This window comes from Streptomyces sp. SID14515 (genome assembly GCF_010548505.1).
GTDB classification, from domain to species: Bacteria; Actinomycetota; Actinomycetes; order Streptomycetales; family Streptomycetaceae; genus Streptomyces; species Streptomyces caviscabies.
Map to the genome: position 1 here is coordinate 36,721 of NZ_JAAGMH010000027.1, position 14,742 is coordinate 51,462.

Annotated in this window: 13 protein-coding genes; 5 read left to right on the plus strand and 8 right to left on the minus strand. The window is 73.6% G+C overall.

What is annotated here, in order from left to right; all coding sequences use genetic code 11:
• Positions 1 to 127: 127 nt before the first annotated feature.
• Together G3I54_RS04445 and G3I54_RS04450 are read left to right on the plus strand one after the other, a co-directional pair.
• Positions 128 to 580 carry an SRPBCC family protein gene (locus tag G3I54_RS04445; RefSeq protein ID WP_164611293.1) on the plus strand — a complete coding sequence of 151 codons (453 nt, stop codon included), beginning with the start codon at positions 128 to 130 and terminating at the stop codon, positions 578 to 580.
• Positions 581 to 688: 108 nt separating this feature from the next.
• Entirely contained in the window at positions 689 to 1,381 is a 693-nt protein-coding gene (locus tag G3I54_RS04450; RefSeq protein ID WP_164611295.1) for a response regulator transcription factor, read from the plus strand.
• 109 nt (positions 1,382 to 1,490) lie between these two features.
• Here G3I54_RS04450 and G3I54_RS04455 read toward each other — a convergent pair whose 3' ends face one another.
• The gene (locus G3I54_RS04455) at positions 1,491 to 3,236 is read right to left on the minus strand and encodes a GAF domain-containing sensor histidine kinase (RefSeq protein WP_164611297.1); all 1,746 of its coding nucleotides are present in this window, start codon (positions 3,234 to 3,236) and stop codon (positions 1,491 to 1,493) included.
• A gap of 349 nt (positions 3,237 to 3,585) precedes the next feature.
• Between G3I54_RS04455 and G3I54_RS04460 the strand changes: the two genes are divergently transcribed.
• Positions 3,586 to 4,581, plus strand: coding sequence for a nitroreductase family protein (locus tag G3I54_RS04460; protein ID WP_164611299.1), 996 nt, complete (start codon positions 3,586 to 3,588; stop codon positions 4,579 to 4,581).
• 58 nt (positions 4,582 to 4,639) lie between these two features.
• Here the strand turns inward: G3I54_RS04460 and G3I54_RS04465 are convergent, their stop codons facing one another.
• A complete protein-coding gene (locus tag G3I54_RS04465) occupies positions 4,640 to 5,566 on the minus strand; it encodes a universal stress protein (protein ID WP_164611301.1) in 927 nt (308 codons plus the stop codon).
• A gap of 181 nt (positions 5,567 to 5,747) precedes the next feature.
• On the opposite strand from G3I54_RS04465, the gene G3I54_RS04470 reads away from it, so the two are divergent.
• Entirely contained in the window at positions 5,748 to 6,701 is a 954-nt protein-coding gene (locus tag G3I54_RS04470) for a universal stress protein (protein ID WP_164611303.1), read from the plus strand.
• Positions 6,702 to 6,726: 25 nt separating this feature from the next.
• Here the strand turns inward: G3I54_RS04470 and G3I54_RS04475 are convergent, their stop codons facing one another.
• Positions 6,727 to 7,404: a pyridoxamine 5'-phosphate oxidase family protein gene (locus G3I54_RS04475; RefSeq protein WP_164611305.1), complete on the minus strand. Its 678-nt coding sequence runs from the start codon at positions 7,402 to 7,404 to the stop codon at positions 6,727 to 6,729.
• Between the two features lie 125 nt (positions 7,405 to 7,529).
• Positions 7,530 to 8,933, minus strand: coding sequence for an MFS transporter (locus G3I54_RS04480; RefSeq protein ID WP_164611307.1), 1,404 nt, complete (start codon positions 8,931 to 8,933; stop codon positions 7,530 to 7,532).
• 114 nt (positions 8,934 to 9,047) lie between these two features.
• Here G3I54_RS04480 and G3I54_RS04485 point away from each other — a divergent pair, with 114 nt between their 5' ends.
• The gene (locus G3I54_RS04485; protein ID WP_164611309.1) at positions 9,048 to 9,737 is read left to right on the plus strand and encodes a TetR/AcrR family transcriptional regulator; all 690 of its coding nucleotides are present in this window, start codon (positions 9,048 to 9,050) and stop codon (positions 9,735 to 9,737) included.
• Here the strand turns inward: G3I54_RS04485 and G3I54_RS04490 are convergent.
• From G3I54_RS04490 to G3I54_RS04505, 4 genes are read right to left on the minus strand one after another with little or no spacing between them, the layout of a single operon-like run.
• Entirely contained in the window at positions 9,724 to 10,881 is a 1,158-nt protein-coding gene (locus tag G3I54_RS04490; RefSeq protein ID WP_164611311.1) for an XdhC/CoxI family protein, read from the minus strand. The genes G3I54_RS04485 and G3I54_RS04490 overlap by 14 nt on opposite strands.
• On the minus strand, positions 10,874 to 13,021 hold the full coding sequence (locus G3I54_RS04495; RefSeq protein ID WP_164611314.1) for a xanthine dehydrogenase family protein molybdopterin-binding subunit: 2,148 nt from the start codon (positions 13,019 to 13,021) through the stop codon (positions 10,874 to 10,876). Before G3I54_RS04495 ends, G3I54_RS04490 begins: the two co-directional genes overlap by 8 nt.
• The gene (locus G3I54_RS04500) at positions 13,018 to 14,010 is read right to left on the minus strand and encodes a xanthine dehydrogenase family protein subunit M (protein ID WP_164611316.1); all 993 of its coding nucleotides are present in this window, start codon (positions 14,008 to 14,010) and stop codon (positions 13,018 to 13,020) included. The genes G3I54_RS04495 and G3I54_RS04500 overlap by 4 nt, the downstream gene beginning before the upstream one ends.
• The gene (locus G3I54_RS04505; protein ID WP_164611318.1) at positions 14,007 to 14,585 is read right to left on the minus strand and encodes a 2Fe-2S iron-sulfur cluster-binding protein; all 579 of its coding nucleotides are present in this window, start codon (positions 14,583 to 14,585) and stop codon (positions 14,007 to 14,009) included. Before G3I54_RS04505 ends, G3I54_RS04500 begins: the two co-directional genes overlap by 4 nt.
• Positions 14,586 to 14,742: the final 157 nt, after the last annotated feature.

Genomic DNA, 14,742 nt, shown 5'->3' on the forward strand with positions numbered 1-14,742 from the left:
TCGGCGGGCACGTGTGCGCCGGATGGCGGTCTGCGGAGCGCGGCGGCTCCGCGGGTCTGGTGTCCTTCACGGAGTTCCACGCGCGCCGGGCCGTCTTCTTCGCCCGGCCGACGACCTGAGGAGAACCATGGCCGCCCGGCATCACCTCATCGACCGACCGCCGTCCGCCGTCTGGGCGGTACTGGATGACGAACGCCTGTACGGCAGGTGGGTGGTGGGCACCTCCGAGTCGCGCCGGGACGAGGGCGACTGGCCCGATTCCGGCTCGTCCATCACGTACAGCGTGCGCTTCGGGCCCAAGCGGTTCACCGGCCGCACGGTCGTCCGGCTCGTCGAGAGGCCTCGGACCCTGGAGCTCGAGGCCGAGGCGGGTCCGCTGGGCTCGGCCCGCATCGCCCTGGACATCCGGCCGTGGGGCGACGGCACTCTCGTGACCGTGGACGAGCACCCCTTGCGGGGTCCGGGCGGCACGCTCCACAACACGCTGGTGGACGCGGTGATCCAGATCCGCCACCGCACCATGCTGGCGCGCCTCGCCCGCCTGGTCGAGCAGGTGACGCCGGCCGTGACGCCCCGGTGAGGTCGCGCCGGGTGCGGTGACGCCCTACCTGGGACAATGTCCGTACACGGAAGAGTCGGCCGGGAACGGCGCAGGCGCGGCGGCGGACCGAGTCATCAGGAGTCGCAGATGTCCGAGGCACCGACTGACTCCGGTGGTGCGCCGGTCCGCGTCTTCCTGCTGGACGACCACGAAGTGGTACGGCGTGGCGTGCGCGATCTCCTGGAGGCGGAGCCGGACCTGGAAGTGGTCGGTGAGGCCGCCACCGCCGAGCAGGCGCTGGCCCGTGGACCGGCGCTGCGGCCCGATGTCGCCGTGCTCGACGTCCGGCTGTCCGACGGCGACGGCGTCACGGTGTGCCGCGAGCTGCGGTCCCGGATGCCGGAACTGGCCTGTCTGATGCTGACCTCGTTCGACGACGAGGAGGCTCTGCTCGACGCGATCATGGCCGGAGCGGCCGGGTACGTACTGAAGCAGATCAACGGCTCGGACCTGGTCTCGGCGGTGCGGACCGTGGCGACGGGCCGGTCGATGCTGGATCCCGCGACCACGGCGAGGCTGCTGCGATCGCTGCGCGGGCCGGAGAACGACGGGCCGCCGGAGGACGAGAGGCTCTCGGTGCTGTCCGAACGCGAGCGTTCGGTGCTCGATCTCGTCGGCGAGGGCCTCACCAACCGGCAGATCGCCAAGCGGCTGTACCTCTCCGAGAAGACCGTCAAGAACCACATCTCCCGGCTGCTCGGGAAGCTGGGCGTGGAACGCCGGGTGCAGGCGGCCGTCATCGCGGCGGAGGTACGGGAACACCGGCAGCACGAGCAGTGAGGCGGCGACGCGGGCTCACTGCTCCGCCCGCGGCCGTCTTCCGTCGCCCCGTGGACCGCTCTCAGCCGTGTCCGGGAAGCCGACGGGACCCGCGCCCCGCGGACCGGCCTCAGCCGTGTCCGGGAAGCGACGGGATCCGCCACTCGAGCACGGTGCCGCTGCCGGGGCGCGGTTCGGAGCGGACGGACAGGGTGCCGCCCAGGCTCTCGGCCCGTTCGGCGAGGTTCCGCAGGCCGCCGCGCCGGCCGTCGGCCGGGAGGCCGGACGGGAGGCCGATGCCGTCGTCGGCCACCGTCACCACGAGCACACCGTCGTCGGCGGTGACCGAGACCTCCGCCCGGTTCGCCTCCGCGTGCCGGGCGACGTTGCTCAGGGCCTCTCCGATGACCGCGATCACATGGTCGGCCACCGCGCGCGGCACGTCCGTGTCGATCAGCCCCTCCATCCGGAGCGCCGGGCCGAACCCCAGAGCGGGCGCGGCGTCGTCCATCGCCTGGACGACGCGGGTCCGGAGCGTCGGAACGCCCTTGGACGTCCCGTCCTCCCGCAGGCCGAAGATGGTGGAGCGGATGATCTTGATGGTGGAGTCGAGGTCGTCGATCGCCCGGCCCAGCCGTTCGGCCGCCTGAGGATGCTCGACCAGCGGGCGGGCGCTCTGCAGGGTCATCCCGGTGGCGAACAGCCGCTGGACCGCCAGGTCGTGCAGGTCACGGGCGATCCGGTCCCGGTCCGCCAGGAGGCTCATCCGCTCGGCGTCCCGACGGCGGTCGGCCAGTTCGAGGGCCAGGGCGGCGTGATCGGCGAAACCCGGCAGAGCGGCGATCTCGGCGTCCATGAAGGTCGGTCTGCCTTCGAGCCGGGCGAGGATCAGGACTCCGCTCAGCTTCTCCTCGGTGCCCACCGTGACGGCCACCGCCGGACCGAACCCCTTCCAGCGGTCCGGCGGCACGGTGACCCTCGGGTCGGTGGCGACGTCCGGCACGATGACGAGGCCGTCCTCCGCGAGGGCCACCGCGGCGAGGGTGCCCCGGCTGCTCGGCAGCACCATGCCGCAGTGTGCGTCGGCCCGCTCGCCCAGAGCGAGCGAGCCGGTCATCTCGCCGTCCGGCCCGAGCCGGCAGAAGACCCCGAGGTCGGCCCCGCCGATGTCGACGGCCTGCTCCAGCATCCCGTGGAGCACCTCCGGTTCGGCGGAGCCCGACAGCAGCGCGCTGGTGACGTCCGAACTCGCGGCGAGCCAGCGCTCCCTGAGCCGGGCCTCCTCGTAGAGGCGGGCGTTCTCGATGGCGATGCCGGCCGCGACCGCCAGGGTCGAGACGACGGCCTCGTCCTCCGCGTCGAAGTCGGCCGGACCGCGCTTCTCGGTGAGGTAGAGGTTGCCGAACACCTCGTCGCGTACCCGGATCGGCACGCCGAGGAAGGAGTGCATCGGCGGATGGTCGGGCGGGAAGCCGTACGAGGCCGGATGGTCCGAGAGCTCGGACAGCCGCAGGGGCTCGGGGTGCCGGATGAGTTCGCCGAGCAGGCCGTGTCCGGACGGAAGGTCGCCGATCCGCGCGCGCACCTCGTCGCTGATGCCGATGGGAAGGAACTGGGCGAGCTTCCGGTCGTCGCCCACCACGCCCAGCGCACCGTACTCGGCGTCCACCAGCGTGACGGCGGACTCGACGATCCCGCGCAGCACCTGCGGCAGATCCAGCTCCCGCCCCACGGAGACGACCGCGTCGAGCAGGCCGTTCAGCCGGTCACGGGTACCTCTGAGTTCGTCGATACGGCCCTGGATCTCGTCGAGCAGCTCATCGAGCCGCAGTCGCGGGAGCCGGGCCGCGTCGGTCTCGTCGCCGTCCACGCCCATGGGCACCTCCGACGGCCTGAAGGAGACGAGAAGCGCTCACCGGCCGCTCTCCCAACCTATCCCGCGCACTCCGTCGCCTCATGTCGAGAAGCGGGTGAGGAGCGGGCCCGGGGAGGGTACGGGGCAGGTAGGAGCCGTACGGAACGGGATACGGAGTCGGTACGGACCGAAGTACGGAGCCGGTACGGAACGGGGTGCGGAGCCGATCGGTCCTGGGGCTGGACCGTTCGGCCCCTGCCGCGGCGCGCGGCGGTGTCGGACAGTGGTCCGAGAGCGGGTTCCGGGCCGCACGTCGAGGCCGGAACCGGAAGAGAGCGGTACCGCTGACCTCTCGCAGACAGGACACGCCATGCTCACCCAGGAAGAACAACAGATCACGGCGGTGGTGACGTCGCTGGTGGAGGACGCCGTCGCCGCGCCGTCCATGCACAACGCCCAGCCCTGGCGGTTCGTCCACCGCTCGGGCTCGCGGCTGCTCTCCCTGTACGGCGATCCGGAACGTACGTTGCCGGTCGGCGACCCGGACCGGCGGGGTCTGCACCTGGGGTGCGGCGCGGCGCTGCTGAATCTGCGCGTGTCCGCCGCCATGCACGGCTGGACCGCCGACGCCGAACCGCTCCCCGACCCCTCGGACCACCTGCGCCTCGCCGACGTCCGGCTGACGGACTCCGGGGCGACGGACACCGCGCTGGCCGACCTCCACCCCGCGATAGCGCGACGGCACACCAGCCGCTTCCCGTTCTCCGAGGAGCCGATCCCGCCGGAGCTGCTCGACGAGCTGTGCGCGGCCGCCCTCCTGGAGGGCGCCCGGCTGATCGTGCCCGGGAGCTGGCACCGGGACGCCGTGCTGGACCTCGTCCACGACGCGGAGCTCCTGGAGTCCGCCAGCGCGGCCATGCGCGCCGAGATCGCCGACTGGACGCGCACCGGCAGGACCGGCGACGGCCCCGCGGACGACGGCATCCCCTCCTCCGCCTTCGGCCCGCGCCAGTACGGCGTGACGGCCCCCGCCCGGGACTTCGACACCCCCCGCACGGTGCCGAACCGCACCGCGGCCACCTTCGAGGAGCGGCCGCAGATCGCGCTCCTCGGCACGGCGACGGACACCCCGGCGGACTGGCTTCGGGCCGGGCAGGCGATGCAGCGCGTGCTCCTGGAAGCCACGCTCGACGGTCTCTCGACCTCGCTGATGTCGCAGCCGCTCGAATGGCCCGAACTCCGCCCGCTCACCCGTGACCCCGGTTCCGCGACGGGCTTCGTGCACATGGTGCTCCGGCTGGGCTACGGACCCTCGGGAACGGCCACCCCGCGCCGCCCGGTCGCCGACGTCCTCACCGTCGTATGAACCGTTCCTCACCGTCGTACGACACTCAGGACCGTCGTGCGACGGTGAGGCCGTCGGCTCACGAGGCGTCCGCCACCTCCGCCGCCCCGGCGGTGGCGCCCGCGTAACCGGGAGGAACGACCTCGACGGGGCAGTTCCCGTGGTGCAGCAGCGCGTGAGCGACCCGTCCCAGCGCCGGGCCGGCTCCCAGCACCCGCCGTCTGCTGCCCATCACCATCAGATCGGTGTGGACCGAGGCCTCGACGAGCATGCCGGGGACGCTGGTGCCGGTCTCGACGTGGTGGACGAGCGGGAGGTCGGGGTACAGCTCGGAGAGGCGTTCGGCCACGGCCGCGACCTCGTGGACCTTCTCGTCGGCGATGTCCCCGAGGCCGTCGAGCATGGTGGTGACACCGCCGACGTGCGCGAGGACGTTGTAGACGCTCAGCAGCCGCAGTGACGCCTTGCGGGCCTGCGCCTCGGCGGCGGCGATCCTCAGCCAGTCGAGATCCGACGCGCCGTGCACGGCGGCGGTGACCACGCCGGTCCCGGGCCGGTCGGCCGCGCCGCGTACGACGATCACCGGCACCTCGGTCCGCGCGGCCACGCCCAGCCCGACGGATCCGAGCATCAGGGAGCCGAAGCCGCCCAGGCCCCTGTTGCCCACGACGATCGTGCCGCGCTCCCCGGCCGCGGCGTGCAGCCCGGCCACGGGCCCCTGGCGGCTGAGTTCCGTCGTCACGACCAGGTCAGGCCGGCTCTCCCGCACCGCGGCGGCGGTCTCGGCGAGCAGCTCCCGTCCCGCCTCCCGTACGGCCTGGATGGTGTCGGCCGACGAGTAGAAGACCCGCCGGTCGCTGTCGGAGGCGTGGACGATGTGCAGCGGGCGCCCACGGTGGTCCGCCTCGGCCGCGGCCCACAGGGCGGCCTCTCGTGCCGGAGCGGACGCGTCCACTCCGACCACGACGGCGCCGAGTTCCGGGCGCCCGGGAATGTCGCTGGTCATGACTCCTCCTCGCGCAGGGTCGGGAGAGGTGGCACCTCCACCGTCGCACCGATCGGCGGGCGGCGAGCATGGGCCTTTCGGCCCCGATCGAACCCTGTCGGCCCTCCCATCGGCGGGCCCGGCGGCGGAAGGCTGGACACGTGGTTCCGTACCGGGGCCCGGCACGCCGAGGAGGCCAGTCATGAACCGCCATGTCACCGTCGGCCTGGACGACTCCGCCGAAAGCCACGCGGCTGCGGTCTGGGCAGCCCGTGAAGCATCGTCGCGAGGTGTCGCACTGCGGCTGGTGCACGTGGAGGAGTGGCCGGTCACCCCGGAGATCCCGTTAACCCTCACCGAGGCGCTGGTCAAGCGGTACGAGACCCTGCTGCGCGACGCGGCGGAGCGGGCCCGCCGGGACCATCCGGGCCTCGACGTCACGACGGAGATGGTCCACGGACGGGCCGGGGCCGAACTGACCAGGGCCGCGGACGGGGCCGAGGTGACGGCGCTGGGCTCACGCGGGCTCGGCGGGATCGTCGGGTTCCTGGTCGGCTCGGTGTCGCTCGCGGTCGTCGCCACGTCGACACGGCCGGTCGTGCTCGTACGGGCGGAGCAGCCCGGGACGGACGCGGGCGCCACGGAGTCCGGGTCGGCGGCCGGGGCCATCGGGACCACCGAGGACGCCGAACAGGCTTCCGCGGACGCGCAGGCCACTGCCGCCGTGGGCTCGCGACCGGATGTGGTCCTCGGCCTCGACATCGCGCGCCCGAGCGATCCGCTGCTGGACTTCGCCTTCGGTACGGCCGCCCGCCGGAACGTGGCACTCCGGGTCGTGCACAGCTGGTCTCCGCCCGCCTCCTACGGGTACGCGGCGATCCTGGATCCGGAGATCGGCACCGGGCTCGGCCGCCGGGCCGCCGAAGGGCTGACGGAGCTGCTCCGCCCCTGGCGGTCGCGGTTCCCGGAGGTCCGGGTCGTGGAGAAGACGGTCGTCGGTCCGCCCGCCCGCGAACTCGTCCACGCCTCCCGCGGCGCGGACCTGCTCGTCGTCGGACGGCGCGGCAGGCGACCCGCGCTGCCGCACCTCGGCCACGTCGCCCACGCCGTGATCCATCACAGCACCGCACCGGTCGCCGTGGTCCCGCTCGCCTGAGCGCGGCCGGCCGGGCCCGCACGGTTCAGTCGGCGTCGCCCGGGGCGTCCGGCACGATGATCTTCCGTCCGGTGATCCGCCGCGGCGCGAGCGTCATGACGTGTTCGCGCTCGTCCCCCGCCCAGGGGGTCGCGTACGCCGCCTCCCTGAGCCGGCGCGCGGCCTCCTCGTCCGTCACGGCGCGCACGGGTCCGACGAGCAGCACGCTCCACCCCTTGCTGAAGGCGTCGTCGATGTGGTCGGCCTCGAAGGCGATCTCGGTGTCGGCGGCGGTGGCGAGCGGTGAGCCCTCGGCGGTGCTGAACATGACCTCGCCGTCGAGCACCTGGTAGTTGACCGGCAGCACGACCGGCCCGTCACCGTGGGTCAGGGCCACCCGTCCCACACCGTGGTCGCCCAGCAGCACCCAGCACATCGACTCCTCCAGTTCGACCATCCGGGCCCGGCGGGCGCCGCGGCCGATGCCCGGCGGCAGGTCGGCGGTGCCGCCCCACAGTTCCTGGACGGTGGTCTCCAGCGCGTCGGCCAGCCGGAGCAGAAAGCCGACGCCCGGCGTGGCGGGCTGCTCCTCCACGTACTCGATGTAGCCGGGCGCGGCGCCCGCCCGCAGAGCCACGTCCTGCCGGGACAGACCGAGCTGCAGGCGGCGTGCCGCGATGCGTCGGCCCAGGTCCCCTCTCGCCGGATGCGGTGATGGGGGCATCACGGGCTCCTTACTCATCGGATCGCTCGTCGACGCGGTCGTACGGCTGTCGTACGGCCGCCACACGGCTCACGCTAACCAGGGCCGGGAGGAGGCGCAGCACGGAGCGGAACCGCCGCGGTCCGTCACCCGCCGAGGTCGGGGCGTGGCACCCGGCGCGGGTCGATGAGCGTGAGGGTGGTGAGTACGGCGACGGCCGCGAGCGCCGCGGAGACGCCCAGGACGGCTCGGGCTCCGTCGGTGACCGCCTGGGCGCCGTGGCCGCCGTGGAGGGCGAAGACCGCGCCGAGCGCCGCGGTGCCGACACCGGCGCCGAGGGAGGCGAGGGTGGAGACGGTCCCGGCGACCATGCCGACGCGTTCGGGTGCGGTGACGCGTACGGCGACGGCCATGACGGGGGCGCCGGCGATCCCGCCGCCCGCTCCCCAGGCGAGCAGCGGCACCAGGAGCGCCCACCACGGGGTGTCGGGGGTGATCAGCAGCGCCAGGGCGGCGAAGCCGACGCCTTTGAGCGCGTAGCCGGAGCCGATCACCAGGCCGGGCGCCCGGTTGCCGATCAGCTTGGAGCCGACCATGCCCATGACGATCTGGGCGAGGAAGATCGGGGTCATCAGGAGGCCCGCCCCGGTCGGGCTCAGGCCGAGGCCGTCGGAGAAGTACAGCACCAGGTAGACGGAGCCGCCGATGGTCAGGACGCGGGAGAGGAGGACGGCCAGCATGGCGCCGGAGAACGCGGGCCGGCCGAACATCCGCAGCTCCAGCGTCGGCGCGGGCGCCCGGAGTTGGACGGCCAGGAAGGCCACGAGCGCCAGAGCGGCGGTGAGCAGCACCGCGGTGTCCTGCCGGGACCAGGGCGTGTCGCCGGGGCGGAGCATCAGCAGCGTCGCCGTGCCGAGGCCGAGCATCAGCAGCAGGCTGCCGAGCCAGTCCGTCCGGCCCGCTCCTCCGGTCCCCGGGGTGCGGGGCAGTACGCGTACGGCCAGCAGCCAGGCGGCCGCGCCGAGCGGCAGGTTGACCGCGAAGACCGCCCGCCAACCGAAGGTCTCGGCCAGGACCCCGCCGAAGGCCGGGGCGAGCAGGCCCGCCGCGGTCGCGAACGAGCCCCACGCGCCGATGGCGAGGTTGCGCTCCTCGCCGGTATAGCGGTCGGAGAGGAGCGGGATGCCGTTCACCATGATCGCGGCGGCTCCCGCGCCCTGGACCACGCGGGCGATATCGAGCCACAGCAGATCCGGGGCCACGGTCGCGCCCAGCGAGGCAAGGGTGAACACGGCGATCCCGGCGAGGAACAGCGTCCGCCGGCCCCACCGGTCCGACAGGCTTCCGACGACCTGGGTGAGCGCGCCCATGGCGACCATGTACGTCACCACCACGGACTCCGCCGAGGCCCCGTCCGCCACGTCGGCGCTGATCAGCGGGAGCCCGATCGCCACGATCGTCAGGTCGACGACCACCAGCCCGGTGGAGGCCATCACCAGCACCAGGACCCCGCTCAGCGGCGGAAGACGGCGGGATTTCTGAGGCGGCATACGGGAATCGACCTCCGGGCGTCGGGGCGGCGTCGGGCTACGGAGGGCAACCCTGGCGGCATCCACCCTTAAAGTCAACATGTGTGAAGTTCAAGCGGCCCGTACGCTGTCGCCATGCCCGTCACCCCTCGCCGCCGCCCCGCCACCCGCAAGGGCCGCCCGGTCCTCACCCGCGAGATCATCGCCGCCAAGGCGCTGGAGATGGCCGGCGCACAGGGGTTCCCGTCCCTCACGATGCGCGCACTGGCCGCCGAACTGGACGTGACCGTAAGGGCGTTGTACAACTACGTCGAAGATCGCGGGGAGGTCGTGGGCCTGGCCGTCGACCTCATGCTGAGCTCGTGGAACCCGCCCGCGCCCGACCCGGCGGACTGGGAGACCTCCGTCGCCGACTACGCCCACTCCCTGCGCGCCCTGTACCGCCGGTGGCCCCGCGCCCTGCTGGTCTCCTGGGACGAGGACACACCGCCGGCCTCGGTGCATCCGAACCGCCTGCTCAACCTGGACCGGTTCCTCGGCCTTCTGCGGGACATCGGCCTCGACCTCCCGGCGGCGCTCGCGGCACACCGTCAACTGTCCCTGCTCGTGCTGTCCTTCGCCCTCGTGGTCGACGGGCCCGCCGACCGGGCCGGGGACGGCCGGAACACGATCGTCCCCGGCCACTGGCTCTCGGCACACGCCGATCTCGACATTCCGACGCTCCGGGAGGCCGCCGCGCTGCCGCTGCCCGGCGCGGACGAGCAGTTCGACGAGGTCGTCGCCGCCGTCGTCGCCCGGATCCGCGACGGACTCAGCGCGGACTGACGGCCAACGACTCCTGGCGGGGCTCCTCATGGGGCTCCCGGTGGATGGGGTCCGCGCCGCCGGTCAGCGGCACGCCCGTGCCGCCGCGCCGGGCCGCGACGATCTCCGCCGCGATGGACAGGGCCGTCTCCTCGGGCGTACGGGCTCCGAGGTCCAGGCCGATGGGTGAACGCAGGCGGTCCAGTTCGCCCTCGCTCAGGCCCGCCTCGCGCAGCCGCCGCGTCCGGTCCTCGTGGGTCCGGCGCGACCCCATCGCGCCGACGAACGCGGCGGGCATCCGCAATGCCTCCACCAGCAGCGGCACATCGAACCGGGCCTCGTGCGTGAGCACGCACAGCACGGTGCGCGCGTCGGTCGGGGTGCGCCGCAGATAGCGGTGCGGCCAGTCGACGACGACCTCGTCCGCCTCGGGGAAACGGGCCCGGGTGGCGAAGACGGGGCGGGCGTCGCACACCGTCACATGGTGGCCCAGGAACTTCCCGGCCCGTACCAGCGCGGCGGCGAAGTCGACCGCGCCGAAGACGATCATGCGGGGCGGTGGCACGCTGCTCTCGACGAGCAGGGTGAGTCCGCCGGGGCAGTGCGATCCGTCCTCGGCGAGGGCGACGGTGCCGGTCCGGCCCGCGTCGAGCAGGGCCGCGGCCTCGGCCGCCGCCGTACGGTCCAGCTCCGGGTGGCCCCCGAGCCCGCCCTCGTGACCACCGTCGGGGCGGACCAGCAGGGACCGCCCCAGAAGCCCGTCCGGGCCGCTCACCACCCGGACGAGGGCGGCCGCCTCGCCGGAGACCGCGGCACGGAGCGCGGCCCGCAGCACCTCCCGTTCCGGCGAGTCGGCGCGGACCGGCGTGATCATGATGTCGATGACCCCGCCGCAGGTCAGCCCGACGGCGAAGGCGTCCTCGTCGCTGTAGCCGAACTGTTCGCGCACGGTCTCGCCGTCCTGCAGGGCCCGCTCGCACAGTTCGTAGACCGCGCCCTCCACACAACCGCCGGAGACCGAGCCGATCGCCGTGCCCTCGCTGTCGACGGCGAGGGCGGCGCCGGGCCCGCGCGGCGCGCTGCCGCCGACGGAGACGACGGTGCCGACGGCGAACTCCCGGCCCTCCGCCATCCATCGGTGCAGCTCACCGGCGATGTCAAGCATCCGCCGCTCCCCCGCCCGTGGGGGCCGCCGCGAGGATCCGGTCGGGGCGGATCGGCAGGTCCCGGTGGCGTACGCCGGTGGCGTGCCAGACCGCGTTGGCCACGGCAGCCGCCGCGCCCACGATGCCGATCTCGCCGACGCCCTTGATGCCGACCGGGTCGTCCGGGTCGTGGTCGTCCACCCAGTCCGCCTCGATGTCCGGGACGTCGGCGTGCGTGGCCACGTGGTAGCCGGCGAGGTCGGGGGCGTAGTGGCCGCCGGTGTTCCGGTCGCGGACCGCCTCCTCGTGCAGGGCCATCGAGATGCCCCAGGTCATTCCGCCGACGAGCTGGTTGCGGGCGGTGAGCGGATTGACGATCCGGCCCGCCGCGAAGATGCCCAGCATGCGCCGCACCCGGATCTCGCCGGTGGCGGTGTCGACGGCGACCTCGGCGAACTGCGCCCCGAAGGAGTGGCGTTCCTTCTGCGCGAGGGCGCCGAGGGCCTCGGTGGTGTCGGACCGGACGGTGATCCCCTCCGGGGGGACGGACGTGGTCACCGCCAGCCGCTCGCGCAGTTCGGCGGCCGCCGCCGTGACCGCCCAGGCCCAGGAGCGGGTGCCCATCGAGCCGCCCGCGATCATCGCGGGGCCGAAATCGCTGTCGCCGATGCGGACCCGGACCCGTTCGGGTGTGGTCTCCAGCGCGTCGGCGGCGATCAGGGTGAGGGCGGTGCGGGCTCCGGTGCCGATGTCGGCGGCGGTGATCCGTACGGTGAAGGAACCGTCCGCCTCCGCCGTGACCAGGGCCGTGGACGGGGCGGCGCCCGCGCCGAAGGAGGCCGCCGCCGTGCCGGTGCCCAGCAGCCAGCGCCCGTCCCGGCGGGTGCCGGGGCGCGGGTCGCGGTCCGCCCAGCCGAACCTGCGGGCGCCCTCGCGGAAGCAGGCCGTGAGGTTGTTGCTGCTGAACGGGAGCCCCGAGACGGGGCCGACGGCCGGTTCGTTGCGCAGGCGTAGTTCGATCGGGTCGACGCCGCCGCGTTCGGCGAGTTCGTCGAGAGCCGCCTCGATCGCGAACGACCCCGGGGCCTCCCCCGGTGCGCGCATCCAGGTCGGGGACGGCACATCGAGCCGGACGACGTGGTTGGCGGTGCGGTGGGCGTCGGCGTCGTACAGCACCCGGGCGACGCCCGCGCTCGGCTCGACGAACTCGTACACCGTGGAGGTCTGGTTCAGCGAACGGTGCTCCAGGGCCAGCAGCCGGCCGTCGGGGGCCGCGCCGAGCCTGACCCGCTGGGTGGTGGGGCTGCGGTAGCCGCCCAGCGAGAATGTCTGACGCCGGGTCAGGACCACGCGTACCGGGCGCTGGAGGACGGTGGCGGCCATCACGGCGGACACCTGGTGGGCACGCAGGCCCTTGCTGCCGAAGCCGCCGCCGATGTGCTCGGAGCGCACCCGCACCGAGGACACGTCGAGCTGGAACATCGTGGCCAGCTCGCCCTGGACCCAGCCGGCGCCCTGGTTGGAGTCGACGACCTCCAGCCGGCCGCCGTCCCACCGGGCGGTCGCCGCGTGCGGCTCCATCATGCTGTGCTGCTCTTCGGGGGTGGTGTACCGCGCGTCCACCACATGGGCGGAGGCGGCCAGTTGTGCCTCCAGGTCGCCCTTCTCCGTCTCGGCGGGCATGTGACCTGCCGCGGCGTAGGCACTGGGGTGGTCGTCGACGAGCGCGGTGTCGTGCGGCTCCTGGTCGTACGTCACCACGAGCGCCTCGGCGGCCTCCCGGGCCTGCTCCGGGGTCTCGGCGACGACCAGCGCGACGGGCCAGCCGGCGAACGGCACCCGGTCGTTCTGGAACACGGCGCAGGTCGGGTCCGGCGGGGTGCCGAGCATGCCGACGTAATCGGTGTGCAGGCGCGGGGCGTTGCCGTGGTGCAGCACGGTGAGCACGCCCGGCATGTCGAGGACCGGTGCGGTCTGCACGTCGAGGATGCGGCCCCGGGTGACGGTGGAGAGCACGAGCCAGCCGTGGGCCAGGTCGGCGAAGGGGATCTCACCGGCGTAGCGCGCCGCGCCGGTGACCTTGTCGCGGCCCTCGATGCGGGTGTGGGCGACGCCGACGGCTCCGCGCACCGCCGAAGGGCCCGGCGTGGTGGTCGTCATCGGGCGTTCCCCTCGGCGAGTTCGGTGAGTACGGAGACCACGAGGTTGCGCATGAGGGTCACCTTGTATCCGTTGTCGGGCAGCGGCCTGGCGGCGGCGAGTTCGGCGTCCGCGGCGGCGGCGAAGGTCGCGCCGTCGGCGGGTGCGCCGATGAGGACGGCCTCGGCGGCCCGGGCGCGCCAGGGCCGGGAGGCGACGGCGCCGAGGGCGAGGCGCGCGTCCCGTACGCGGCCGTCCTCGATGTCGAGCGCGGCGGCGACGGAGCCTATGGCGAAGGCGTACGAGGCGCGTTCACGCACCTTGCGGTAGCGGGAGCGGGCGGCCACGGGCGCGGCGGGCAGGCTGACGTGGGTGATCAGCGCGCCGGGCGGCAGGGCGGTCTCCCGGTGCGGGGTGTCGCCGACGGGGAGGTAGAAGTCGGTGATCGGGCTCTCGCCGGGCCCCTCCGCGCTCTCGTAGGAGACCACGGCGTCGAACGCCGTCAGGGCCACGCCCATGTCGGAAGGGTGTACGGCCACGCAGTGGCCGGAGGCGCCGAGGACGGCGTGATTGTGGTGCTCGCCGGCGACGGCGGGGCAACCGCTGCCCGGGTTCCGCTTGTTGCAGGGCTTGCTCACGTCGGTGAAGTAGCCGCAACGGGTGCGCTGGAGGAGGTTGCCGCCGACCGTGGCCATGTTGCGCAGCTGTCCGGAGGCTCCGGCGAGCACGGCCTGGGCCAACGCCGGGTAGCGGCGGCGGACTTCGGGGTGGGCGGCGAGGTCGCTGTTGGTGACGGTCGCCCCGATGCGCAGGCCGCCGTCCGCCGTGGGTTCGATGCGGTCCAGGGGGAGTTCGCGGACGTCGACGAGGCGGGCGGGGCGCTCCACGCCGCTCTTCATCAGGTCGACGAGGTTGGTGCCGCCGCCGAGGTACCGCGCGTCCGGGTCGGCGGCGAGGAGGGCGACCGCACCGGTGACGTCGTGGGCGCGCTGATAGCCAAACTCCTTCATGCGACGGTCTCCTCGGTGGCTGCCGTACGGTCCTCGGCATGGGCTTCCGCGGCGTGGGCGACGGCCTGGACGATCGAGACGTAGGCGCCGCAGCGGCACAGGTTGCCGCTCATCCGCTCGCGGATCTCGTCGGGTGTCAGTGGTGGCGGCCCCGCCTCGGGTCCGACGTCGTCGGTGGCGGCGCTCGGCCAGCCGGCGGCGTGCTCCTCGATGACGGCGATGGCCGAGCAGATCTGGCCGGGTGTGCAGTAGCCGCACTGGTAGCCGTCGAGGTCGAGGAAGGCCTGCTGGACGGGGTGCAGGCGGTCGCCCTCGGCCACGCCCTCGATGGTGGTGACCTCGCGCCCTTCGGCGGCGACCGCGAGGCTGAGGCAGGAGACGACGCGTCGCCGGTCGACCAGGACCGTACAGGCGCCGCACTGCCCCTGGTCGCAGCCCTTCTTGGTGCCGGTGAGATCGAGGCGCTCGCGCAGGGCGTCGAGCAGGGTGGTGCGGTGGTCGATGGACAGGTGGTGCTTCTCGCCGTTGATGTTCAGGGTGATCGCACTGGACGTCGACGAGGTCGCTGGGGCCATGATCAGCCTTTTCTGGTGTCAGGTGACGAGGAACCGGGCCGTCGGCCGGTGACCGGCCGCCCCGGTCGGCGGTAAGGTAGCCCTAACCGGACTGCTGTCCGCTTGCCTGGAAAACGTAACGGACAGCTGTCCGGTTAACAAGGGACGGGTTTCGGCC